Here is a 21,425-nt window from a genome sequence, read left to right on the forward strand (position 1 = left end):
GATCACGCCGGCCGGGCCCCGTTCGCCGCGGGGCCGTTCCGGATCGCCGCGATCAGCGCCTCGTCGGATTCGAAGAACTCCGTCTCCGGCAGGAACGGTGCCATCGGCGGCCGTCCGGTCCAGCTCATGTGGATGAGCGCCACCGGTGTCGCGGCGATCCCGGTCCGCACCACGATGCGATCCCCGTGCCGGTCCCGCGCGACCACCTGCAGCCGGTCGTCTGCCGGCCAGAGGACGTGTCCCACCGGAAGCTCCGCCAGCAGATGCGTCCGGAGCGCATCGCATTCGGCGTCGGAGGGCTGCCAGAACGAGGTTCCGGCATAGGGGTTCTTCATCGCGTCAGCCCCGTCCGCTCGTGCCAGGCGGCCAGGCTTTCCTCCGGATACTGCTCGAAGGTCCTGTCCCGCGGCGCGACCTCCGGCTCCGCCCAGTTCGCCCGGGAGCCGAGAAGAATATGCGTCCGCTCCGGCGGCACCGGAAGATCGGTGTCGATGGCCGAGGCATGGGGATGGATCAGGTCCGGCCAGGCCGGCGAATAGAGCCATAGGGCGCTGCCGCAGATACGGCAGAACGTCCGTTCCGCATCCTCGCTCGATTGGTAGGTCGAGACGTTCTCCTGTCCCGTCACGTCCAGCGTGTCGCGCCTCGCCCCGATATTGATCGCGAATCCGCCGCCCCCCGCCGTCTTGCGACAGATCGAGCAATAGCATCGCTGGTAGGGAACCGGTTCCGGCGCGTCCACGGTGAACCGCACCGCGCCGCAATGGCAGGACCCTTCGAGTTTCATCGACGTATCCCCCCGTCATCGGCCCCGAACGGGAACAGGGTCCCGCGTTGGGCCCGAAGAATCAAGAGAGGCGTCTCTGGCGATGCGCGCCCGGTGGGCAAGTGCCTTACCTTTGGGCCGCTGCCCAGTGCGGATGCTGCCAGAACGGTTGCGGGTCATGCGGCAGGGACCGTCCGAGGATATGGTCCGACGCCTTCTCGCCCACCATGATCGACGGCCCGTTGAGGTTCCCGTTGGGAATCCTGGGAAAGATCGAACTGTCCGCGAGCCGCAGGTTGTCCACGCCGATCACCCGGCATTCCGGGTCGACCACCGCGCCCGGATCGTCCTTCGCCCCCATGCGGCACGTGCCGCAGGGGTGGTACGCGCTCTCGGCATGTTCGCGGATCGCGTCGTCCAGCTCGTCGTCGCTCTGCACGTGTGCGCCCGGCTGGATCTCGTGGCGGCGGAAATCGGCGAAGGCGTCCTGCGCGAAGATCTCCCGCGTCAGCCTGATGCAGGTGCGGAACTCGGCCCAGTCGTCGGCGTGGCTCATGTAGTTGAACCGGATTCGCGGCGCTTCCTCCGGATCGGCGGAACGCAGGGTCACGTCGCCCCGCGACTTCGAGCGCATCGGCCCGACATGCGCCTGGAACCCGTGGCCCTCCGCCGCGATCTTGCCGTCGTAGCGCACGGCGAGCGGCAGGAAGTGATACTGGATGTCCGGGTAGCGGATGCCCGCGCGCGACCGGACGAAGGCCGCGCTCTCGAAGTTATTGGTCGCCCCCGGGCCGCTGCGGTGGAACAGCCAGCGCGCCGCGATCCAGGCCTTGCCCAGCAGGTTCCAGTAGGTGAAGAGCGTGATCGGCTTCGAGGCGGCCATCTGGATATACATCTCCAGATGATCCTGCAGGTTCTGCCCGACGCCCGAGCGATCCGCGACCACTCCGATCCCGTGCTCCGCCAGATGCGCGGCCGGCCCGATCCCCGACAGCATGAGGAGCTTCGGCGAGTTGATCGAGGAGGCGGCGAGGATGACCTCCCGCCCGGCCTCGAGCACTTGCCCGCCCTTGAGCCGCACGCCCGTGGCCCGCCCGTCCCGGATCACGATACGCTCGGCCAACCCGCGGACCAGCCGGCAGCGCCCGGTCGCGCGGGCGGGCCTGAGATAGGCGTTCGCCGCGGACCAGCGCCGGCCTTTCCAGACCGTCTGCTCCATCGGCCCAAAGCCTTCCTGCTTCTGGCCGTTGTAGTCGTCCGTGACCCCGTAGCCGGCCTGCCGTCCGGCTTCGACGAAGGCCCGGTAGAGCGGATTGAGCCGCGTCCCCCGCGAGACGTGAAGCGGCCCGTCGGTCCCGCGCCAGGTCGGATCGCCGCCGTGGCCGCCGTCGTGCCACGTCTCCATGCGCTTGAAGTAGGGCAGCACGTCCGGGAAATCCCAGCCGGTCGCCCCCTGCTCCGCCCAATGCGCGTAGTCCAGCGGATGCCCGCGGACGTAGACCATCCCGTTGATGGAGCTCGACCCGCCCCAGACCTTGCCCCGCGGACAGGCCAGCCGGCGTCCGCCCAGATGCGGCTCCGGCTCGGTCCAGTAGCCCCAGTCGTAGCGCGGCATGTTCATCGGAAAGCTGAGCGCGCCCGGCATCTGGATGAGCGGCCCCGCATCGGTGCCGCCGAACTCGAGCACGATGACGGAACGCCCCGCCTCGGCGAGCCGGTAGGCCATGGCGCAACCCGCGCTGCCCGCCCCGACGATGACGTAATCGGCCTGCATCAGAACGCGCTCTCGACCCGGCCCATGCCGACATAGACCGTCTGGACCTCGGTGAAGTGGTCCATCGCGACCCGGGCGTTCTCCCGTCCGATGCCCGAGGCGCGGGAGCCGCCGAACGGCATGCCCGCGGGCGTGAGGTTGTACTGGTTGATCCAGCATGTCCCCGCCCGAAGCTGCGCCACGACCCGGTGTGCGCGCGCGAGGTCGCGGGTGAAGAGACCGGCGCTCAATCCGAACTCGGTCGCGTTGGCCCGCGCGACGGCCTCCGCCTCGTCCGCGAAGGTCAGCACCGACATGACGGGGCCGAAGATCTCCTCACGCACGCAGGTCATGTCGTCGCTCAGGTCCGTCAGCACAGTCGGCTCGATCCAGTAGCCCGCGCGGTCCAGACGACGGCCGCCGATCGCGACGGTCGCGCCCTCCGCCTCGGCCGTCGCGATATGCCGCATTACGATATCGGCCTGCGCCGCGGTGGTGATGGGCCCGAAATTCGTGGCCTCGTCGAGCGGGTCGCCCATCACCACACCCGCGAGCCGCGCACGAAGCCGATCGAGGAATGCGTCGTGCAGGCTCTCATGCACGAAGATGCGCGTGCCGTTGGAGCAGACCTGGCCGGACGAATAGAAGTTCCCGTTGATCGCCCCCGAAACGGCATCCTCCAGATCGGCATCCTCGAAGACGAGGATCGGGGACTTGCCGCCGAGCTCCATCGTGACGTGCTTCATGCCCCCGGCCGCGGCGGCCGCGACCTTCCGCCCCGTCGCCACGGAGCCCGTCAGCGAAACCTTCGCCACGCGCGGGTCGGTGGTCAGCGCCGCACCCACCTCGCCCGCGCCCTGCACCACGTTGAAGAGCCCGGCCGGCAGCCCCGCCTCGATCAGGATCTCGGCGAGATTGAGCGCGCAGAGCGGTGTCGTCTCGGACGGCTTGAAGACCATCGCGTTCCCGGTGGCGAGCGCGGGCGCCGCCTTCCAGCACGCGATCTGCGTCGGATAGTTCCACGCCCCGATGCCGACGCACACGCCGAGCGCACGTCGGATCGTATAGGCCCAATCTTCACCGAAGCGGATCGAGGTCCCGGTCACGTCCGGCGCGAGCCCGCCGAAATATTCGAGCGCGTCCGCGCCGGAGGCGGCATCGGCCACCAGCGTCTCCTGCAGCGGCTTGCCGGTATCGAGCGTCTCCAGTTCAGACAGGGCCCGGTTCCGCGCGCGGAGCAGGTCGGCCGCGCGCCGCAACACCCGGCCCCGCTCGACCGGGTCGGCGACGGCCCACGCCACCTGCGCGCGCTCGGCCGACGCCAAGGCACGCTCCAGGATCCCGGGCGTCGCGGCATGCACCGTCGCGATGGTATCGCCGGTCGCAGGATAGATCACCGGGATCGGCGTGCCGGCGGCGTCCTCGACATAGGCGCCGTCGACGAAATGGCTGGCCACGGGTCTCGCATTGGGTCTGGTCATCGGGAACCTTCCCGGACGCCGGCCGGCTGGACCTGCGCCCTTCTTCTTGGTTGAAATACTCCGGGGAGCGCGAGGGGTTGGCCCCTCGCTCCGCCATCTCAGTCCTTCGGCGCGCGCTGGCTCTCCTCCAGCACGTTGAGATCCATGTGGTTGCGCATGTACCGCTCCGACGCGACCTGCAGCGGCTGATACTCCCACGGGTAATAGCCGCCCTGACGAAGCGCCGCGTAGACGACCCAGCGCCGGGCCTGACTCTCGCGCACCTCGGCATCGAAGCGGTCGAGGTCCCATCGTCGGTCGGCCTCGTCGCGGAACGCGGCCAGCGTCTCGGCATGGGCCGGATCGTCCGCAAGGTTCGTCAGTTCGTGCGGGTCGGCGTCGAGGTCGAAAAGCTGCTCCGGATCGAGCGCACAGCAAGTGTACTTCCACCGTCCCAGGCGCAGCGCGACCAGCGGCGCGTAGCTGCCCTCGGCCGCGTATTCCATCGCCACCGGCGTTTCGCGCCGACCGCCCTGCCCGAGGGGGACGAGCGACTCGCCCGTCGTCCAGGGCGCGACCTCGCTCAGGTCCACGCCCGCAAGGTCGCAGAGCGTCGGACAGACGTCGATGTTGGACACGGGCGTCAGGTCGAGCCCCGGCTCGATCCCCGGCGCGGCGATCATCATCGGCACGCGCGAGGAGCCTTCGAGGAAGCTCATCTTGTACCACAGCCCCCGCTCGCCCAGCATGTCGCCGTGGTCGGAAACGAAAAGGACGATCGCCTCCTGGCGCGTGTCCTCGAGAACCTGCAACAATTCGCCGACCTTCTCGTCGAGATAGGAGATGTTGGCGAAGTAGGCCCGGCGGGACCGCATCACGTCCGCCTCGGTGACGTCGAAGTTGCCCCGGTCGTTGGCGTCGAGGATGCGCCGGGAATGCGGATCGTGCGCCTCGTACGGCATTTCGCCCACCTCCGGCAGCAAGTGGTCGCAATCCTCGTAGAGGTCCCACAACCGCTTGCGCGCGACGTAGGGGTCGTGCGGATGCGTGAAGCTTGCCGTCAGGCACCAAGGTCGCGCGTCCTGCTTCCGCGCGGCGTCGTAGAGCCACATCTTCGCGAAATGCGCGACCTCGTCGTCGTATTCCATCTGGTTGGTGATCTCGCCCACGCCCGAGCCCGTGACGGAGCCCATGTTGTGATACCACCAGTCGATCCGCTCGCCGGGCTTGCGGTAGTCGGGGGTCCAGCCGAAATCGGCGGGATAGATGTCGGTGGTCAGCCGCGTCTCGAACCCGTGCAGCTGGTCGGGGCCGACGAAGTGCATCTTGCCCGACAGACAGGTGCGCCAGCCGGCACGCCGCAGGTGATGCGCGTAGGTCGGGATGTCGGAGGCGAACTCGGCGGCGTTGTCGTAGACCCGCGTGCGGCTCGGCAGCAGGCCCGACATGAACGAGGCCCGGCCCGGCGCGCAGAGCGGCGAGGCCGTGTAGCAGTTCCGGAACCGCCGCGACCGCGCGGCGAGCCGCTTCAGGTTCGGCGCATGCAGCCATTCGGCGGGACCGTCGGGAAACAACGTGCCGTTGAGCTGATCCACCATCAGGATGAGGATGTTCGGTCCGTTCGTCTGGGGCATGCTCATGCCAACCCCCTGTCGATGTAATCGAGGACGAGCGCGGTGGAGGCCGCGCTGTCGAGATCGTCCGGCCGAAGCGCCTGGCGGACGTAGAGTCCGTCGATCATCGCGCCGATTCCCTCGGCCAGAACTTCCGGCCGCTCCGTCAGCGGTCGCAGCGCGTGGACGAGGTTCGAGCGCAGACGCGACTGGTAGACGCGCAGGAGGCGCTGGGTCTCACCGGGACGCTGTGCCTGGACGTAGAAGTTGAGCCAGGCGGCCACGACCTCGTCGTGGAAGTTCGACGGCGCGAAGCTCGCCCGCACGATCGCCTCGAGCCGCGCCCGCGGCGTCTGCGCGGCGGCAAGCGGAGCCCGCACCTCGGCGACGAAGACGGAGAGGACGTGCCGCATCGCGGCCAGCAGCATCCTGTCCTTCGAGCCGAAATAATGATGCGCCAGCGCCGGCGACATGCCGGCACGCTTGGCGATCCTGGCCACGGTCACCTCGCCGGCCCCGGTCGCGGCGATCTCGGAAATCGCGGCGCGGACGAGCGCGTCCCGACGTTGGGGTTCCATTCCGATGCGCGGCACCGCAAACTCCGGTCAGTGAAGGGCTGTATGCTGATTGACTGATCAATCAACTCAACGGCCAAGTCAATATTGATCGGGAGATTGAGATGAACCGCATTGTTGCACTCGCCTCGGCGATGGCCGTCACTGTCGGCGTCGCTCACGCGCAGGATTCCTGCGAAGAGATCGTCTTCGCCGATGTCGGCTGGACCGACATCACCGCGACCACCGCCGCGACCACGGTCGTGCTGGACGCGCTCGGCTACGAGACCGACATCAAGGTCCTGTCGGTTCCGATCACCTATACGTCGATGGCCGAGGGCGACGTGGACGTGTTCCTCGGGAACTGGATGCCCACGATGGAGGCCGACATCACGCCCTATCGCGAGGCCGGGACCGTCGAGACGGTGCGTGCCAATCTGGAGGGCGCCAAATACACGCTCGCCGTCAACGCGCCGGCACAGGACCTCGGGATCGCGTCCTTCGGCGACATCGTCAGCCAGGCCGAGGCGCTCGACGGCAAGATCTACGGCATCGAGCCGGGCAACGACGGCAACCGCCTGATCCAGTCGATGATCGACGACGACGCGTTCGGCCTTTCTGATTTCGAGATCGTCGAGAGTTCGGAGCAGGGAATGCTGGCGCAGGTCGCGCGCCTGACGGAGCGCGACGAGCCGATCGTGTTCCTCGGCTGGGAGCCGCATCCGATGAACGCCAATTTCGAGCTGACCTACCTGCAGGGCGGCGATGAATATTTCGGCCCCGATCTGGGCGGCGCGACGGTCTACACGAACACACGCGCGGGCTATGTCGAGGAATGCCCGAATGTCGGCCGCCTGCTCGGGAACCTGAGCTTCTCGCTCGCCATGGAGAACGAGATCATGGGGGCCATCCTGAACGACGGCGAAGACCCGCAGGACGCGGCGACCGCCTGGCTCGCGGCGCATCAGGACGTGCTGGGCGGCTGGCTCGAAGGCGTCACCACGATCGACGGCGAGGACGCGATGGCGGCCGTCACCTCCGCCCTCGGGAATTGATCGTCTCGCTCCGAGCGACATACCGACGGCGCGCGCGACCCTTGCGCGCGCCACGATTTCCGGCGGACCTACCCTGCTTGGGCGGGCAGCAACGCGTCGTCGAGCTCGGCGGCGCGGATGGCCGCGGGACGGGCCGCGTTCCGTTCGACGACCGCCTCGAAGGCCGGCCGTCGCTCGATCGTGCCGAACCGCATCCCCCAGGCGAGATGCGCGCCCACATAGAGGTCGGCCGCGGTGAAGGCCGAGCCGACCAGATGCTCGCTCTGCGTCAAGGCGGCGTCCAACGTGTCGAGCGTCCGGCCGAGCGTGCCGTAGCCGACCATCCCCTCCCGGTCCGGCGTCACCTCGACACCGAGCGCGCGGTTGGTCGCCGCCGCTTCCAGCGGCCCGGCCGCGAAGAACAGCCAGCGATAATAGTCGCCGCGCAGCGCGCTATCCAGGGGCGGGGCCAGTCCGGCATAGGCGAAGGCATCCGCAAGATACGCGCAGATCGCCGCCGTCTCCGTCACGACAGTGCTGCGATGGACGAGCGTCGGAACCTTGCCCATCGGGTTGATGTCGCCCAGCGCGCTCTTGCTTTCGAAATCGACGATCACGGTCTCGTAATCCGTGCCGACCTCCTCCAGCATCCAGCGCGCCGTCCGTCCGCGCGACATCGGGTTCGTGTAGAGGATCGGAGCGGACATGGCGGACCTTCCGTGGTTGCGTGGCGAAACGCTGACACGATTCGTGCGTTGGCAGAACGAAAAAGGGCGGGCCGCGCGTGGAATGGCTGACCGACAACAAGATCCCGCTCGGCGACTGGGCTGCCGACGCCTTCGACTGGCTGCAGGATGTGGGTCAGCCGTTCTTCGACGGGTTGGCAACGGTGATGGAGGCGATGATCGAGGCGATCCTGTGGGTCCTCCAGACGCCACATCCGCTCATCGTCGTCGCGGCCTTCGCGGCGCTGACCTGGGCACTGCAACGCTCGTGGAAGGTGACGCTGTTCGTGGTGCTCGGCTTCCTCTTCGTCCTGAACCAGGATTACTGGGAGGAGACGACGGAAAGCCTGACGCTCGTCCTGTCGGCCTGCGTGGTCTGCATGAGTGTCGGCGTGCCCATCGGTATCGCGGCAGCGCACCGGCCGCGCCTCTACGCCTGGATGCGCCCGGTGCTCGATCTGATGCAGACCCTGCCGACCTTCGTCTACCTGATCCCCGCCATCGTGTTCTTCGGCATCGGCATGGTGCCGGGCCTGATCGCCACCGTGATCTTCGTGCTTCCCGCGCCGATCCGGCTCACGCATCTGGGCATTTCCAACACGCCCCCCGCGCTGACCGAGGCGGCGGAAGCGTTCGGCGCCACGCCGCGCCAGACGTTGTGGAAGGTGGAGCTGCCCTACGCCCTGCCGCAGATCATGACCGGGTTGAACCAGACGATCATGCTGTCCCTGTCGATGGTGGTGATCGCCGCGCTGGTGGGGGCGGACGGGCTCGGCGTGCCGGTGGTGCGCGCGCTCAACCAGGTGAACACGTCCCTCGGATTCGAGAGCGGCTTCGTCATCGTCGTCGTCGCGATCATGCTGGACCGGATGCTGCGAATGGAGCGGAAATGACCGAGACACGTGAAGCCGCCTGTCATTGCGGGGCCGTCCGCCTCCGCGTCACCCTCGTCCACGGGCTGCACACCGCCCGCCGCTGCGATTGCAGCTTCTGCACGATGCGCGGTGCCGTGACCGTCACGGCGACCGGGGACGGGATAGAGGTCGTCGCGGGCGAGGACGCGCTGACGCTCTACCGGTTCAACACGAACACGGCGCAGCATTACTTCTGCCGCCATTGCGGCATCTACACCCACCACCGCCGCCGCTCCGACCCGAACGAATACGGCGTCAACATCGCCTGCATCGAAGGCGTCTCGCCCTTCGACCTGCCCCTCGTGGTCGTCAATGACGGTCAGGCGCATCCGAGCGACGTCGGCGCCTCGCGCGTCGCGGGCGTCCTGACCTACACGCGCCAGGACACGCCCGAGTGAGCCGCCCGGCCGTCGAGTTCGATCGCGTCTCCATCGTCTTCGGCGACCGGCCGGAGCGTGCCCTGCCACCCATGGATGCGGGCCGGACCCGCGCCGAGGTGCAGGCGGAGACGGATCAGGTGCTCGGCGTCCACGATTGCTCCCTCACCGTCGCCGAGGGGGAGATCGTCGTGCTGATGGGCCTGTCGGGGTCGGGGAAATCGACGCTGTTGCGCGCGGTGAACGGGCTGAACCCGGTCGTGCGCGGCGAGGTGCGGATCGACGACGGCGGCCGGATGGCCTCTGTCACGCAGGCCCGCCCGCGCGAGTTGCGTCGCCTGCGGCAGGAGCGCGTCGCGATGGTGTTCCAGCAATTCGGCCTCCTGCCGTGGCGGCGCGTGCGGGAGAATGTCGGCCTCGGGCTCGAACTCGCCGGCCGGTCGGCGGCGGAGCGGCGCGAGATCGTGGACCGGCAGCTCGAACTGGTGGGGCTGACGGAATGGGCCGATCGCAAGGTGGGTGAGCTTTCCGGCGGGATGCAGCAGCGCGTCGGCCTCGCCCGCGCCTTCGCGACCGAGGCGCCGATCCTTCTGATGGACGAGCCGTTCAGCGCGCTCGACCCCCTGATCCGGACACGTCTGCAGGACGAGCTGCTGGAGCTGCAATCACGGCTCCGGCGGACCATCGTCTTCGTGAGCCACGATCTCGACGAAGCGTTCAAGCTGGGCCAGCGAATCGCAATCCTCGAAGGCGGCCGGATCATCCAGTGCGGCACGCCCGCCGAGATCTTCACCCGGCCCGCGAACGCGTACGTGGCCGATTTCGTGGCGCACATGAACCCGCTCGGTGTGCTGACCGCCGCGGATGCAGCGACGCCCGGCGAGTGTGCCGGACCGGCGATCCCGGCGGAGATGCCCGTCCGCGAGCTCATCGAGCTCTGCGCCGGCCGCGACGGCCCGATCCCGGTCGAGCGCGACGGCCAGCCGATCGGTATCGTCGACCGGCAGAGCCTGCTCGCCCGGCTGGCGCGCTGAACCGTTCGAGGCATCAGGCAATACAGGGCAATAGCAGGAGAACGTCAGCCCCCCTTGGTGGGGGCTTCACGGCGTGATGTCGGGCGGCCCAAAGATCGAAAACCGCCGCTCCGTTGCCGTTCGGCCCGCCGCCTACGCGCCGGCGATGCGGCGCAGGTAGGTGCCGTAGCGGTTCTTGGCGTAGCGGTCGGCCTGCGCCAGCAGGTCGTCGCGTGTGATCCAGCCCGCGTCGAAGGCGATCTCCTCCAGACAGCCGGTCTGCAACCCCTGCCGCCGCTCCAGCGTCCGCACGAAGTTGCCGGCATCCAGAAGGCTCTCGTGCGTACCGGTGTCGAGCCAGGCATAGCCCCGCCCCATCCGCTCCACCGACAGCGCGCCGTCGTCGAGATACATCTGCAGAAGCGACGTGATCTCCAGTTCGCCGCGCGCCGACGGCTCGATCCCCTCCGCCCGGTCGGGCGCGGTCCCGTCGAGGAAGTAAAGCCCCGTGACCGCATAGTTCGACGGCGGCACCTCGGGCTTCTCGACGATCGCCTTCGCCTGACCCGAAGAGTCGAAATCGACCACGCCGTAACGCTCGGGATCCGCGACCTGATAGCCGAAGACGCAACCGCCCGCGGTCCGCGCATCCGCCGCCCGCAGGATCTCGGGCAGGCCGTGACCGAAGAACACGTTGTCGCCCAGCACCATCGCCGAAGGCGCGCCGTCGAGGAATTCGCGGGCGAGCAGGTAGGCCTGCGCCAGACCGTCGGGCGAGGGCTGCTCGATATAGGTAAGCGAGATGCCCCAGAGGCTGCCGTCGCCCAGCGTGCGCTGGAACTGCTCGCGGTCCTGCGGGGTGGTGATCATCGCGATCTCGCGGATGCCCGCCAGCATCAGCACCGAGATCGGATAGTAGATCATCGGCTTGTCGTAGATCGGCAGAAGCTGCTTCGAGACCCCCGCCGTGATCGGATAGAGCCGGGTGCCGGAGCCGCCGGCAAGGATGATGCCCTTGCGCTTCGTCATGTCGTCCTCGTGTCGGTTGGCCGGACGGATAGAGGGATGGGGGCGGAGCGGCAAGCGAAGCGGCGAAACATGGTTTCCCCGCGGCCGCTATTCCTCGCCCATCAGCGCCTTGTGCCGCGCCACGCCCTCGTCGAGGTCGTTGTAATATTCGAGCCGGCCCTGGTGCAGGACGAGGGCCGCGTCGCAGTAATCCTTCACCTTGCGCGTCTGGTGGCTGACCATGATCGCGCTGGCGTTGCGGATCCGCTCGCGAAAGACCGCCTTCGACTTGCGGTTGAAGCTCGCATCGCCCACGGCCGTGGTCTCGTCCACGAGGTAGGTGTCGAACTGGATGCCCATGGAGAGCCCGAAGCTCAGCCGTGCCTTCATACCGGAGGAATAGGTCCGCACCGGCGCGTCGAACTGCGCACCGAGCTCGGAGAAGTCGAGGACGAAGCGCAGAAGGCTCGCCGTGTCGACGCCGTAGACGCGCGCCACGAAGATGGTGTTCTGGGCGCCGGTCATGTCGCTGTTGAACGACCCGCTGAAGCCGACGGGCCAGGACACGGCGCCGTCGGTCACGACGCGCCCGGTATCGGGCTGCTGCACCCCGGCGATGATCTCGAGGAGCGTCGTCTTGCCTGCCCCGTTCCCGCCCAGGAGCGCGAGGGACCGTCCCTCCGGCAGCGTGAGGTTCAGGTTCGAGATGATCGTGCGCCGGACGCCCCTGTACCAGAAGCTTTTCGACAGGTTCTCGAGCCGAAGCATCGCGGCGCCCTCAGCGGCTGTCCCGGACCGAATAGTAGATCAGCACGAGGATCGACCAGCCGAGGATCAGGAACATCGCCGACAGCGCGAGCAGGACGCCGCGCCGGGGATATTCGGGGGATTGTGGCCGGGTCGGGCTGATATAGGTCGCGAGGTAGCGCGTCTGCCGACTGGCATTCGTCCGCGAGATATCGAGCGCGCTAAGCGCGGCGCGGTAGCTCTCCTCGGCGAATTCCCGGTCCACCACGAGGCCCTCGTATTCCGCGAGGAGCGTCGGGTAGTCGTCGCCGTCGATATCGTCCTGCCCGGCGGCGACGGCAGCCCGTTCCGCGGCGATACGCTCGCGGATGACGGCGATCTGACGCTCGGACTGCTCGACGCGCGGATCGGAGGCGCTGGTCCGGTCCCGCAGGATGTCGAGATCGACCAGCGCCTGCGCGAGCTGCGCCTGCAACGTGTTCACGACGGCCATGCGTCCGGCGAGGTCGGTCTCCGGATCGACGATCTGCGTGCGGGTGCGGAACAGGGTGAGCGCCTCGCGCGCCTCCTTCAGACGCGCCAGCGCCTCGTCGAGATCCTGGCGGGCGAACCGGCTCGCATCCTCCCGGGCCGTCGCGTTGAGGTCGTTCACGAGGCTCTGGCTCTCGCGCAGGATGGCCTGACCGATCTCGACCGCCTTGTCCGGGTCGAAGGCAAGAACGCGGAGCTCCACCTGTCCGCTTGTCTGATCGTAGGAGACGCGGACGATTCGCGACCAGAACCACAGCAATTCCTCGATCGTCGGGTCCGGCCAGATCGAGAAGACCGGGTCATCCGCCCAGTATTGCGAATAATGCTCGGTCAGGCCGACCTCGGCCTCGATGGCCATCACCATCGCCTGCGACTGGATGTATTCGTAGAGGATGCCCGCATCCGAGCCGGCGGACCCGCTGGAGAGCTGCGCGGCGAATCCCGTCAGCAACTCTGTCGCGGCGCCCCCCTCCTCCTGTCTGACGGTGAACCCGGCCGTGGAGGCGTATTGATCGCGCGCCGTCGTCCAGAGATACGCGCCGACGAGCGCGGTCGGCACCAGGACGATCATGACGAAGCTCAGAAGCACGCCCCAGTGCCGGCGCCGCATTCGCGCGGGCGCTCCCATCGGTGCGACCTCGACAACCCTGGCGTCATCGGCCTTGCCCTTCTTGCCGGCGCGATTCCCCTTTTTCTTGCCGCCCTTCTTGCGCTTGCCGTCCGTCTCCCCATCCGGGTCGTCGGCGTTGTCCGTGCGCTCGGATTCCCGCTCTGCACGCCGCGCGGCGCGTCGCTCCTCGCGCGCGTCATTTACGTCTTCCTCGCGCCCGATATCCCGCTCCGCCCGTCTTGCAGAGCGACGTTCCTCACGTTCCTCGTCGGAGAGCGAGCGGCGTCGCGCGACGCCCGACGCGAACGTGATCGGGGACACGTTCTTCGGTTCGGAGGCAGGGCGGTCGCGGTCTGTCATGGAGGTGATGGTCCGCCGGATGGCGCCGACCGGCTCGGGCGCACGATTGAAGTTCGTCCGGTTTTCTTAAATAGCTGCGTCCGGAAATACCAGAACGATGGCATCCATGGTCGACGCAACCTCCATTCCCCCGGCTCTCGCGCCCCGGAAGCGCCTGCGGCAGGACGGCAGCCGCCTGCGGTCGATCGCGGCGCTCGTGCTGCGGGAGATGCAGTCGCGCTACGGACGCTCGCCCGGCGGCTATGTCTGGGCGATTCTCGAGCCGCTCGGAATGATCACCCTCCTGGCCTTCGGGTTCTCGCTCCTGCTGCGGCGGCCGTCCCTCGGCGACAGCTTCCTGCTGTTCTACGCGACCGGATACCTGCCGTTCCAGCTCTACGGTCGCCTGCAGCAGATGGTCTCGCAGGCCCTGAAATACTCGCGCAGCCTCCTCGTCTATCCGGTCGTGAAATGGTTCGACGCCATCGTCGCGCGGGTTCTGCTGCATTCGCTGACGGGCTTGCTCGTTGCCACCCTGCTCCTGACGGGGATCGTCGTGATCCTGGAACTCGACGTCCATGTCGACGTGGTGCCCGTCCTGATCGCCTTCGCGATCGCGATCGGGATCGGGTCCGGCATCGGCATGACGAACGCCGTCCTGCTGTCCTACTTCCCGATCTGGCGGACGATCTGGACCATTGCCACGCGACCCCTGATGCTCGCGTCGGGGGTGCTCTACATCTACGAGGACCTGCCGCAGATCGCGCGGGACATTCTGTGGTACAACCCCCTCCTGCACATGACGGCGGTGGCGCGGAGCGGGTTCTTCCCGACCTACGATCCGCAATTTGTCTCGCCGGCCTATGTCGGAGGGTTCGCGTTCGTCGTCCTGTTCCTCGGCCTGCTCCTGATGCGGCGCTTCAACGGCCGGGTCCAGACCCGCTGATCAATGCGCGGACGGCGTCGAAGTCGCGGTCGAGCCGGCCGGCCAGACCGTCCGACATCGCCGCCCGCCAGAGCCGGAGGTAGGCCGCCCGGTCGGTCCCGTATCGCCCGGCTCGCAACCGCCAGACCGCCCCGAGGCCGAGATAGATTGCCGTGCCCAGCGCCCGCCCCACCGTCTGACGATAGACCATCGCCCGGTTCCGGTAGAGGTAGAACACCTTCCAGAGCGGCCGGACCGGCGTGCCGGCAATCGTCGTGCCGCAATCGTGCTCGAAGCGGATGGCCGGATCGAAGCCCAGCGGGCCAGCCAGTCGTCCGAGCCGCAACGTGTAGGTCGTGTCGTCCCCGTAGATGAAGAACCGGCCGTCCGGATAGCCCGCCACCTCCACCGCCCGGCGCGACAGGAACGCCCCGACGAAGGAGCCACCGTCGATGTCCACGGGGTCCGATGCCCTGAAGGCGTCGGGCGAGAGGTGGAAGGTCTCGCGACCGCGGATCAGCGCCGCGATGGTACTCCGCGCATTTCCGAACGGGTCAAGCAGTGGCCGGTTCATCTCGCAGATCGCGCCGTCGGGATATGTGACGGCGGCGAACCAGGCAGCACGGTCCTCGCGCCTCCGGGCGCGAAAGCGCGCGAAGGCCCCGGCCACGGGGCGCGCGTCGTCGTCCATGAGACACACCCATCGGGCGTCGGTCTTCTCCATGACATGCCGCAACCCCGCCTCGAACCCGCCCGCGCCGCCCTGGTTGCGCGAAAGGGTGAGGACGCGAAGCCGCGGATCCTTGAGGCCGGCGAGCCAGGCGCCTGTGCCGTCGGTAGAGGCGTTGTCGACGACGAGGATGCCGGCCAGATCGACCGGATCGCTCTCCAGCAGCCGCCGAAGCGTCACCGCGAGCAGATCGCGTCGGTCGAACGTCACGACCACGGCCCAGAGACGCGTTTCCGTCATTCAGCGCCGTCTGGAGGTGGAACGGGGTCGCCGGTCACGGCTCAGTGCCGGGTCGGCGACACCGGCGATCGAAGGGCCGACACGCGCATCAGGCGGCATAATATTCGTAGGTCCGCGCGATCCCGTCCTCGAAAGCGGTCACATGCGAGCCGAGCAGAACGCGCACGTCCTCCGCGTCCGCGATCACGTCGCGCGGCTCGGTCGCGAGCAGGTCCGTGGCCGGGACCTTCTCATAGGCGAGCGGTCGGCCCGTCGCAGCCTCGATCGCGGCGATCACGTCCATGAGCGACGTGGAACGCCCGCTGCCCAGCATGTTGATCCGCGCCGTCTCCTCGCCCTCGACCAATTGCCGCGCCAGCGTCGCGATGCCGTAGCCCACGTCGCCCGCATAGATGAAGTCCCGGCTCTGCCCGCCATCCCCGTTGACGAGGACGCTCCGCCCTTCGATCGCGGCGCGGGTGAAGGCGTGGATGGCGCTCTTCTTGTTGTCGGAGAACCGGCCGAAGACGTTGGTCAGCCGCACGACACGGAACGTCCCGCCGCGGAGCTCCACAAGCTTCTCGAGGATCATCTCCTCCGCAGCCTTGGTCGCGCCGTAGAAGTTCTTCGGGCAATAGGCGCTGTCGACGCCGACCTCGAAGGTCCCGTCGAAGAGAGCCCCGGCGGTGGAGACGAGGATGAAGCGGTCGCCCGGCTGCACCGCTTCCATGACGAAGCGCGAAGGGCCGGTCACGTTCGCCTCGATGAAGTCGAGGGGGCGGTCGCGGCTCTCGGCCACGCGCGTCTCGCCGGCGAGGAAGACGAAGGTGCGGCCCGATTGCTCCTGCGGCAGCTCGTTCAGGAATGCCACCGCCGCCTCCGTCCCATAGCCGCCCTCGTGAAGCGGCAAGTCCAGCGCCTCGTGCCCCGGCGCCGGGTTCGACAGGTCGTCGATCACCACCGGCGCCAGTCCCGCGAATTCAGGCTCCCGCGCGATGACGTCGAGGATGTTGCGACCGACGAAGCCGAGCCCGCCGACGAGGATCAGGGAGGAGGAGTTCTGCATGCCGTATGCCCCGTTTGCCATTCACCGTCCGGCGGCGCCCGGCCGGTGCTTACGGCGGACCTCTAAGGTCGCCGTGGCGGAAGTGCAAACCTCGTGCCGCGGCGTAACAGACCTGCAACAGGCCGTGTTTGCCCTCCCCACCAATTGCGGCGATACAGCGCCGCGACTGACCGTGCGATTCGATGGGAGACACGTGCACATGAAGGTGATTATCCTCGGCGGAGACGGCTTCTGCGGCTGGCCCAACGCGCTCTATCTCTCGGCGCGAGGGCACGACGTCATCATCGTCGACAACCTGTCCCGGCGTGCCATCGACCTGGAGCTCGAGGTCGACAGCCTGACGCCGATCCGTCCAATCGGAGAGCGCCTGCGCGTCTGGAAGGAGCTTACCGGTAAGGAAATTCAGTACCACAACTTCACCGTGGGCGAGCATTACCACCGGCTTCTGACGTTGTTCCAGGAGGAAGCGCCCGACGCCGTCGTGCACTTCGCCGAGCAGCGCGCCGCGCCCTATTCGATGAAGTCCGCCGCGCACAAGCGCTACACGGTCAACAACAACCTCAATGCCACCAACGACGTGCTCGCCGCGATCGTGGAGTCGGGCCTCGACATCCACCTCGTCCATCTCGGCACGATGGGCGTCTACGGGTACGGCACCGCGGGCATGCGCATCCCCGAAGGCTACCTCAAGGTCCGCGTCGAGACGCCCGTGGGCGATAGCGAGCAGGAAATCCTCTACCCGACCAATCCCGGCTCGATCTACCACATGACGAAGTCGCAGGATCAGCTGTTCTTCCACTTCTACAACAAGAACGACCAAGTCCGGATCACCGACCTGCACCAGGGCATCGTCTGGGGCACGCAGACCGAGGAGACGCGCCGCGACGAGCGGCTCATCAACCGGTTCGACTACGACGGCGATTACGGCACCGTGCTGAACCGCTTCCTGATGCAGGCGGCGGTGAACTACCCGATGACGGTGCATGGCACCGGTGGCCAGACGCGTGCCTTCATCCACATCCAGGACACCTGCCGCTGCATCGAACTCGCGCTCGAGAACCCGCCGCAGAGGGGAGAGCGCGTGAACATCCTCAACCAGATGACCGAAACGCACCGCGTCCGCGACCTCGCGCAGATGATCGCCGACAAGCTCGACGCCGAGATCGCCTATCTCGACAACCCGCGCAACGAGGCCGACGAGAACGACCTCCACGTCGCCAACGACCGCTTCCTCGGTCTCGGCCTCGAGCCGATCAAGCTGTCCGAAGGTGTGATGGACGAAGTGCGCGACATCGCCGCCAAATACGCGGAACGCTGCGACAAGACGAAGATCCCCTGCGTCTCGCTCTGGCGGTAGACCGAGGGTCCGGTCTCGACTGAAGTGGCGCCGGATGTTCTGGCGCCGCTTTTATTTTGGGGGTGTCCGCAAAGCGTGTTGGTTTGCTTCGTCTTAACTTGGAAGGGCTTTATTCGCCCGCTTTTGAAGCGGAGGATGCCCTTGCTACACCACGACATTCGCCGTTTTCTTGATGCCCTCGACGACCTGAACCCGGCTCAGATCGAAGACGCCCAGACGAAGATCCGGGGTCTCCTGCAGAAGTCCGAGGCGATCTCGGAGATCGAAACACGGACAAAGTAAGAACACAAGTGCCCTTTCTGTGGCGACAAGCGGCGCCAGAAGTGGGGTCGCACCCGAACCAGGATCCAGCGCTACCGATGCGGCGGCTGCCAGAAAACCTACTCAGGCCGAACCGGGAGCGCCATCGGCCGCATCTATCGCCCTGACCTGTTCATGGTCGCATTGAGGGATATGCTGGGTGCCTCCGCGCCGCAGTCGGTTCGCAAGCTCGCAAGGGAGCTCAAGCTCAATAAATACACGATTTGGCGCTGGCGGATGATCGTGTTCTCGATAGTCGGGAGCAGCAGCGTAGCGGCGAGCTTCTCCGGGATCATCGAGGCGGACGAGACCTACCAGCGGGAGTCCCGGAAGGGATCACGCGAATGGGTCCGCCACTTCGCCGATCCGCAGAATATCCCGAAACCACCGCGCCCACGGTGGGAAGACTTCACGACGCAAGGACTGAAGATGATGCGTGGTCTATCGAGGTGGCAGCTCCCCATTCTCACTGTCGCTGACCGCGGCGGAGCACGGCTCTTCCGCAGACTGCCGGACCGCAAAGGCGTGACGGTGGAGCGCGCGATGAAGCCCTTGGTGCCAGGCGATGCCGTGCTCTGCTCGGACGGCGGCAATGGCTACAGGAGCCTCGCGGCGGCATACGGCCTGGAGCACTTCGTGGTGGGCAGCAAGCCAGGAACTCGTGTTGCAGCAGGCTGCTACCACATCCAGAATGTGAACTCGCTCCACGCCCGCTATGGCAAGTTCATCGAGCCGTTTTGTGGGCCGGCGACGAAGAACCTGAACGGCTACATCCGGTGGCTGGAGGTGCGGATGGCAGGGGTGCGACCGGCGGATGTGATCAGGGCGTCATAGCGGATTTAAGTGGGGCGAGACCGGCAAGGTCGTCCGGCTGTTTCCGGCGTTGCCTGCCCGCGCCTATCTCGACGGTATGACGGATCTCAGAAGATCACACCCCAAGCTTTACTTACTTATTGCGCGGCCTCTGGGAGCGGTCCTTGCTGCAAGCCTCTTTGTGGCCGGCGCACACGCACGCTATGGCCTCATACGGGCGACAACGATCAAGATTGAAGCACCTGACCAGGTCCAGCCCGGACAAGTCTACGACATCCGCATTCATGCAGTCGGCCTTCCGTTCGGAGCTGGCGTCGACATCAGCGGAGATGCCACCCAAGACCGTCGAGGCATTGAACCAATCGTACCGAGACGGAACACCTACCGCGTCGTAGCTCCCAGCGAAGCCGGATTTTACGCCCTCACCGCCCGCCTATATGCTGTCGACGAAGGCGATCCCATCGCCTGCGAGGTCATAACGCCGAGCCAGGTCATATGGATGCCCCCGACCGCAATGTGCCTGTCCCGCGACCTCGATCGAGCGCGCGCCCGGATTGCGGTCGTGAGCACTCACTGAAGAGAGAAGCGCAAACCACCACGGTACGCGGACACCCCCTTTATTTTTAGCGCCGAAAGTCTCGCAGCATGACGTAGCCGCGCAGCAGAGCGGGCTTCAGTGCAGGCACGCGCTTCGCCAGGTTCCGCCCGGCCCGAACGAGCACATGGCCCCGTCGCATGGATCCTGCACGGTTCTTCAACCGTCCGATCACCTCGGCGAAGAAGTTCGTCTCGCGCAGCGCATCCCAATAGTACCGCGCAAGCGGGACCGGAACTGCGTTCCAGGGTTTATAATCCCCGGCGGCGTAATGAATCAGTTTCGGAGCCTTGCGCGCCGCCATGGCGCGTGCGTGGTTCGCGGCCGGCACGCGATTGTAGCCGGCAATAATCGTGTTGAAGACGTTCCACTCGTCCGGAAGGATGTAGAGATCGTCTTTGAAATGCATGTTCAGGATGTCCTGGTCGCGGAACAGGTAGCGTCCCTCCTGCGCGCGGGCGAAGAGCGTGCGGCCAGTCGCTTCAACGTCCATCGCGCGGAAGTCGAAAAGGAGGAGGCCCGCATTGATGTATCGCGCAATTCGGTCGTCGTTCAGCCCCATGACCTCGCGCTGATAGGTGCCGAGATCGGGCACCTCGGGGTCGATCGTGGGCGTCGCCCCGGTCAGCGTGCGCGTCATGATGTGATCCGTCACCGCGCCAAGCGCCTTGCCGCCCATGTCGGTGTCGTAGAGCTCGCAGATGTCGCCGAGCACGATCATGTCGACGTCGAGATAAAGCAGCCGGTCGAGGCCGGGCAGTAGTTCGAACAGCAGGAAGCGATTGTACGTCGCGTTCGATGGTGCCCGCGTGGCCGACCGGTAGCTGTCCGCGAACGTGTCGCCGGCATTGAGTTCGTGAAAGCGAACGTTAGGGTGGACGTCGAGTCCCTCCACAAGCATCGACATCGGCGCAGGCCGGATGTCGGTGTGCAGAAAGAACAGGTTGATCCGCCGCGACCGGTCGGCCCGCGAAAGCATCGAATGCAGCATCGCCGCCGTATGCGGCAGGTAGAACCGGTCCGCCGAGAAGGCGATGTTCACGTCCTCGGGCGAATTGCAGCTGTCGTCGGTGATGTAGGGGATGAACAGCGCCCGTGACGTGTTGACGATGTTCACCTCGCGGATGCGCAACTCGGGCCGGGTTCGCTGGAGATGGCGCAGGTACACGCCCAGCAGGCGCTCGGCGATGAAGCCCAGATAGCGGACCTGCGTGGGCGAGTAATGGCTGCGGTCGACGTCGTACGCCTCGATCCGCTCGAGGATGTCGAAGAGCCATAGGCAGTAGGGCTCGAAGATTTCGCGCCGCATCAGGAACATGTTGCCGAGCCGGATGACGTAGCCGGCCGCGTCGGTCTCGAAATCCTCGCGGAACGCGGGATAGTGCTCGGTGATGACCTCGCGCAGCACGTCGAAATCGATGGCGGCATGGCCGTTGCGGTAGTTCTCCTCGACGGTCCGCCCCATCTCGTGGAGCTTCGGAACGACGATGTCGTGATCGCCCGCGTCGCGCTCCAGCCAGTCGCCCGTCCGCTGCGCCCAGTCCCGGCTGTCGAAGCGGTCCACGAAAAGTTCCGCCTGCGACCCTTCGAACGTGCCGGCTATGTCGAGCATCCGGCGATAATGCATGAGACCGATCCGGTCGCTCTCCCGGTCGTTCTTCCACGCCCAGTAGAGCGCCGTCAGTTCGCAGTACTCGGTGTTCCGGGCCGAGATGTTCTCCCCGGTATCGTCGCCGATCATGCCCGGCAGCGGCGCGGCGGCCGTCGCGCGGCCCACGTGGATCGGCACGACATAAGGCGCGTCGATCGTCGGGGCGGTCTTGTGGAAGGCGGCGTAGAGGCTGGTTTTCTCGGACAAGCTGGTGATCCCGAACAATGCTGGCGCGTCGACGACGACCGCCTCTACCCAGCGTTGCCGCCTCCGTCAACGAAGCGCCGGACGAGGGCTTGCACCTCGGTGCCGGCCCGGTCCATCT

The 21,425-nt window shown here is 66.9% G+C and carries 20 protein-coding genes; 7 read left to right on the top strand and 13 right to left on the bottom strand.

What is annotated here, in order from left to right:
- Nucleotides 1-2 precede the first annotated feature (2 nt).
- The 6 genes from Q1A87_RS01795 to betI all read right to left on the bottom strand — a co-directional run bounded on the left by Q1A87_RS01795 (nucleotide 3) and on the right by betI (nucleotide 6,170).
- The gene (locus Q1A87_RS01795; RefSeq protein ID WP_299646430.1) at nucleotides 3-335 is read right to left on the bottom strand and encodes a hypothetical protein; all 333 of its coding nucleotides are present in this window, start codon (nucleotides 333-335) and stop codon (nucleotides 3-5) included.
- Nucleotides 332-787: a GFA family protein gene (locus Q1A87_RS01800; protein WP_299646432.1), complete on the bottom strand. Its 456-nt coding sequence runs from the start codon at nucleotides 785-787 to the stop codon at nucleotides 332-334. Before Q1A87_RS01800 ends, Q1A87_RS01795 begins: the two co-directional genes overlap by 4 nt.
- A gap of 106 nt (nucleotides 788-893) precedes the next feature.
- Complete coding sequence (gene betA / locus Q1A87_RS01805) at nucleotides 894-2,540, bottom strand: choline dehydrogenase (protein ID WP_299646434.1); 1,647 nt, start codon at nucleotides 2,538-2,540, stop codon at nucleotides 894-896.
- A complete protein-coding gene (gene betB / locus Q1A87_RS01810; protein ID WP_299646436.1) occupies nucleotides 2,540-4,000 on the bottom strand; it encodes a betaine-aldehyde dehydrogenase in 1,461 nt (486 codons plus the stop codon). The genes betA and betB overlap by 1 nt, the downstream gene beginning before the upstream one ends.
- A gap of 98 nt (nucleotides 4,001-4,098) precedes the next feature.
- Nucleotides 4,099-5,619, bottom strand: a complete 1,521-nt coding sequence (gene betC / locus Q1A87_RS01815) for a choline-sulfatase (protein WP_299646438.1) — start codon at nucleotides 5,617-5,619, stop codon at nucleotides 4,099-4,101.
- Nucleotides 5,616-6,170, bottom strand: coding sequence for a transcriptional regulator BetI (betI, locus tag Q1A87_RS01820; RefSeq protein WP_299646539.1), 555 nt, complete (start codon nucleotides 6,168-6,170; stop codon nucleotides 5,616-5,618). Before betI ends, betC begins: the two co-directional genes overlap by 4 nt.
- Before the next feature lie 131 nt (nucleotides 6,171-6,301).
- Here betI and Q1A87_RS01825 point away from each other — a divergent pair, with 131 nt between their 5' ends.
- Nucleotides 6,302-7,201 (top strand): choline ABC transporter substrate-binding protein, encoded by a 900-nt coding sequence (locus Q1A87_RS01825; protein ID WP_299646541.1) that lies wholly within the window; start codon nucleotides 6,302-6,304, stop codon nucleotides 7,199-7,201.
- A 68-nt stretch (nucleotides 7,202-7,269) separates the two neighbouring features.
- On the opposite strand, the gene Q1A87_RS01830 is transcribed toward Q1A87_RS01825, so the two are convergent.
- Entirely contained in the window at nucleotides 7,270-7,887 is a 618-nt protein-coding gene (locus Q1A87_RS01830; protein ID WP_299646440.1) for a glutathione S-transferase family protein, read from the bottom strand.
- Between the two features lie 77 nt (nucleotides 7,888-7,964).
- On the opposite strand from Q1A87_RS01830, the gene choW reads away from it, so the two are divergent.
- From choW to choV, 3 genes are read left to right on the top strand one after another with little or no spacing between them, the layout of a single operon-like run.
- Nucleotides 7,965-8,798 carry a choline ABC transporter permease subunit gene (gene choW, locus Q1A87_RS01835; protein ID WP_299646442.1) on the top strand — a complete coding sequence of 278 codons (834 nt, stop codon included), beginning with the start codon at nucleotides 7,965-7,967 and terminating at the stop codon, nucleotides 8,796-8,798.
- The gene (locus tag Q1A87_RS01840) at nucleotides 8,795-9,217 is read left to right on the top strand and encodes a GFA family protein (RefSeq protein ID WP_299646444.1); all 423 of its coding nucleotides are present in this window, start codon (nucleotides 8,795-8,797) and stop codon (nucleotides 9,215-9,217) included. The genes choW and Q1A87_RS01840 overlap by 4 nt, the downstream gene beginning before the upstream one ends.
- A complete protein-coding gene (gene choV / locus Q1A87_RS01845; protein ID WP_299646446.1) occupies nucleotides 9,214-10,230 on the top strand; it encodes a choline ABC transporter ATP-binding protein in 1,017 nt (338 codons plus the stop codon). Before Q1A87_RS01840 ends, choV begins: the two co-directional genes overlap by 4 nt.
- A gap of 132 nt (nucleotides 10,231-10,362) precedes the next feature.
- Here the strand turns inward: choV and rfbA are convergent, their stop codons facing one another.
- The 3 genes from rfbA to Q1A87_RS01860 form a co-directional block, all read right to left on the bottom strand.
- Nucleotides 10,363-11,238: a glucose-1-phosphate thymidylyltransferase RfbA gene (gene rfbA, locus Q1A87_RS01850; protein ID WP_299646448.1), complete on the bottom strand. Its 876-nt coding sequence runs from the start codon at nucleotides 11,236-11,238 to the stop codon at nucleotides 10,363-10,365.
- Nucleotides 11,239-11,325: 87 nt separating this feature from the next.
- Nucleotides 11,326-11,985, bottom strand: coding sequence for an ABC transporter ATP-binding protein (locus Q1A87_RS01855; protein WP_299646450.1), 660 nt, complete (start codon nucleotides 11,983-11,985; stop codon nucleotides 11,326-11,328).
- A gap of 10 nt (nucleotides 11,986-11,995) precedes the next feature.
- On the bottom strand, nucleotides 11,996-13,465 hold the full coding sequence (locus Q1A87_RS01860; protein WP_299646452.1) for a sugar transporter: 1,470 nt from the start codon (nucleotides 13,463-13,465) through the stop codon (nucleotides 11,996-11,998).
- A 106-nt stretch (nucleotides 13,466-13,571) separates the two neighbouring features.
- On the opposite strand from Q1A87_RS01860, the gene Q1A87_RS01865 reads away from it, so the two are divergent.
- On the top strand, nucleotides 13,572-14,390 hold the full coding sequence (locus Q1A87_RS01865) for an ABC transporter permease (RefSeq protein ID WP_299646454.1): 819 nt from the start codon (nucleotides 13,572-13,574) through the stop codon (nucleotides 14,388-14,390).
- Here Q1A87_RS01865 and Q1A87_RS01870 read toward each other — a convergent pair.
- Complete coding sequence (locus tag Q1A87_RS01870) at nucleotides 14,365-15,339, bottom strand: glycosyltransferase (protein ID WP_299646456.1); 975 nt, start codon at nucleotides 15,337-15,339, stop codon at nucleotides 14,365-14,367. The genes Q1A87_RS01865 and Q1A87_RS01870 overlap by 26 nt on opposite strands.
- An 88-nt stretch (nucleotides 15,340-15,427) precedes the next feature.
- Complete coding sequence (locus Q1A87_RS01875) at nucleotides 15,428-16,405, bottom strand: NAD(P)-dependent oxidoreductase (RefSeq protein WP_299646458.1); 978 nt, start codon at nucleotides 16,403-16,405, stop codon at nucleotides 15,428-15,430.
- A gap of 178 nt (nucleotides 16,406-16,583) precedes the next feature.
- Between Q1A87_RS01875 and Q1A87_RS01880 the strand changes: the two genes are divergently transcribed.
- Complete coding sequence (locus tag Q1A87_RS01880; RefSeq protein ID WP_299646460.1) at nucleotides 16,584-17,741, top strand: NAD-dependent epimerase/dehydratase family protein; 1,158 nt, start codon at nucleotides 16,584-16,586, stop codon at nucleotides 17,739-17,741.
- Between the two features lie 435 nt (nucleotides 17,742-18,176).
- A complete protein-coding gene (locus Q1A87_RS01885) occupies nucleotides 18,177-18,875 on the top strand; it encodes an IS1595 family transposase (protein WP_299646462.1) in 699 nt (232 codons plus the stop codon).
- A 602-nt stretch (nucleotides 18,876-19,477) separates the two neighbouring features.
- Here the strand turns inward: Q1A87_RS01885 and Q1A87_RS01890 are convergent.
- The gene (locus tag Q1A87_RS01890) at nucleotides 19,478-21,307 is read right to left on the bottom strand and encodes a DUF4422 domain-containing protein (protein ID WP_299646464.1); all 1,830 of its coding nucleotides are present in this window, start codon (nucleotides 21,305-21,307) and stop codon (nucleotides 19,478-19,480) included.
- Between the last annotated feature and the right edge of the window lie 118 nt (nucleotides 21,308-21,425).

The sequence above is a fragment of the uncultured Jannaschia sp. genome, from assembly GCF_947494055.1.
Classification (GTDB): domain Bacteria; phylum Pseudomonadota; class Alphaproteobacteria; order Rhodobacterales; family Rhodobacteraceae; genus Jannaschia.

What these genes read in the sequence shown, in the direction of transcription:
- betI (WP_299646539.1), bottom strand. Translation starts at nt 6,170, where the DNA reads ATGGAACCCCAACGTCGGGACGCGCTCGTCCGCGCCGCGATTTCCGAG.
- Q1A87_RS01840 (WP_299646444.1), top strand. Translation starts at nt 8,795, where the DNA reads ATGACCGAGACACGTGAAGCCGCCTGTCATTGCGGGGCCGTCCGCCTC.
- Q1A87_RS01830 (WP_299646440.1), bottom strand. Translation starts at nt 7,887, where the DNA reads ATGTCCGCTCCGATCCTCTACACGAACCCGATGTCGCGCGGACGGACG.
- Q1A87_RS01860 (WP_299646452.1), bottom strand. Translation starts at nt 13,465, where the DNA reads ATGACAGACCGCGACCGCCCTGCCTCCGAACCGAAGAACGTGTCCCCG.
- Q1A87_RS01795 (WP_299646430.1), bottom strand. Translation starts at nt 335, where the DNA reads ATGAAGAACCCCTATGCCGGAACCTCGTTCTGGCAGCCCTCCGACGCC.
- Q1A87_RS01865 (WP_299646454.1), top strand. Translation starts at nt 13,572, where the DNA reads ATGGTCGACGCAACCTCCATTCCCCCGGCTCTCGCGCCCCGGAAGCGC.
- rfbA (WP_299646448.1), bottom strand. Translation starts at nt 11,238, where the DNA reads ATGACGAAGCGCAAGGGCATCATCCTTGCCGGCGGCTCCGGCACCCGG.
- betC (WP_299646438.1), bottom strand. Translation starts at nt 5,619, where the DNA reads ATGAGCATGCCCCAGACGAACGGACCGAACATCCTCATCCTGATGGTG.
- Q1A87_RS01800 (WP_299646432.1), bottom strand. Translation starts at nt 787, where the DNA reads ATGAAACTCGAAGGGTCCTGCCATTGCGGCGCGGTGCGGTTCACCGTG.
- betB (WP_299646436.1), bottom strand. Translation starts at nt 4,000, where the DNA reads ATGACCAGACCCAATGCGAGACCCGTGGCCAGCCATTTCGTCGACGGC.
- betA (WP_299646434.1), bottom strand. Translation starts at nt 2,540, where the DNA reads ATGCAGGCCGATTACGTCATCGTCGGGGCGGGCAGCGCGGGTTGCGCC.
- Q1A87_RS01885 (WP_299646462.1), top strand. Translation starts at nt 18,177, where the DNA reads ATGGTCGCATTGAGGGATATGCTGGGTGCCTCCGCGCCGCAGTCGGTT.
- Q1A87_RS01870 (WP_299646456.1), bottom strand. Translation starts at nt 15,339, where the DNA reads ATGACGGAAACGCGTCTCTGGGCCGTGGTCGTGACGTTCGACCGACGC.
- Q1A87_RS01875 (WP_299646458.1), bottom strand. Translation starts at nt 16,405, where the DNA reads ATGGCAAACGGGGCATACGGCATGCAGAACTCCTCCTCCCTGATCCTC.
- Q1A87_RS01855 (WP_299646450.1), bottom strand. Translation starts at nt 11,985, where the DNA reads ATGCTTCGGCTCGAGAACCTGTCGAAAAGCTTCTGGTACAGGGGCGTC.
- Q1A87_RS01825 (WP_299646541.1), top strand. Translation starts at nt 6,302, where the DNA reads ATGGCCGTCACTGTCGGCGTCGCTCACGCGCAGGATTCCTGCGAAGAG.
- Q1A87_RS01880 (WP_299646460.1), top strand. Translation starts at nt 16,584, where the DNA reads ATGAAGGTGATTATCCTCGGCGGAGACGGCTTCTGCGGCTGGCCCAAC.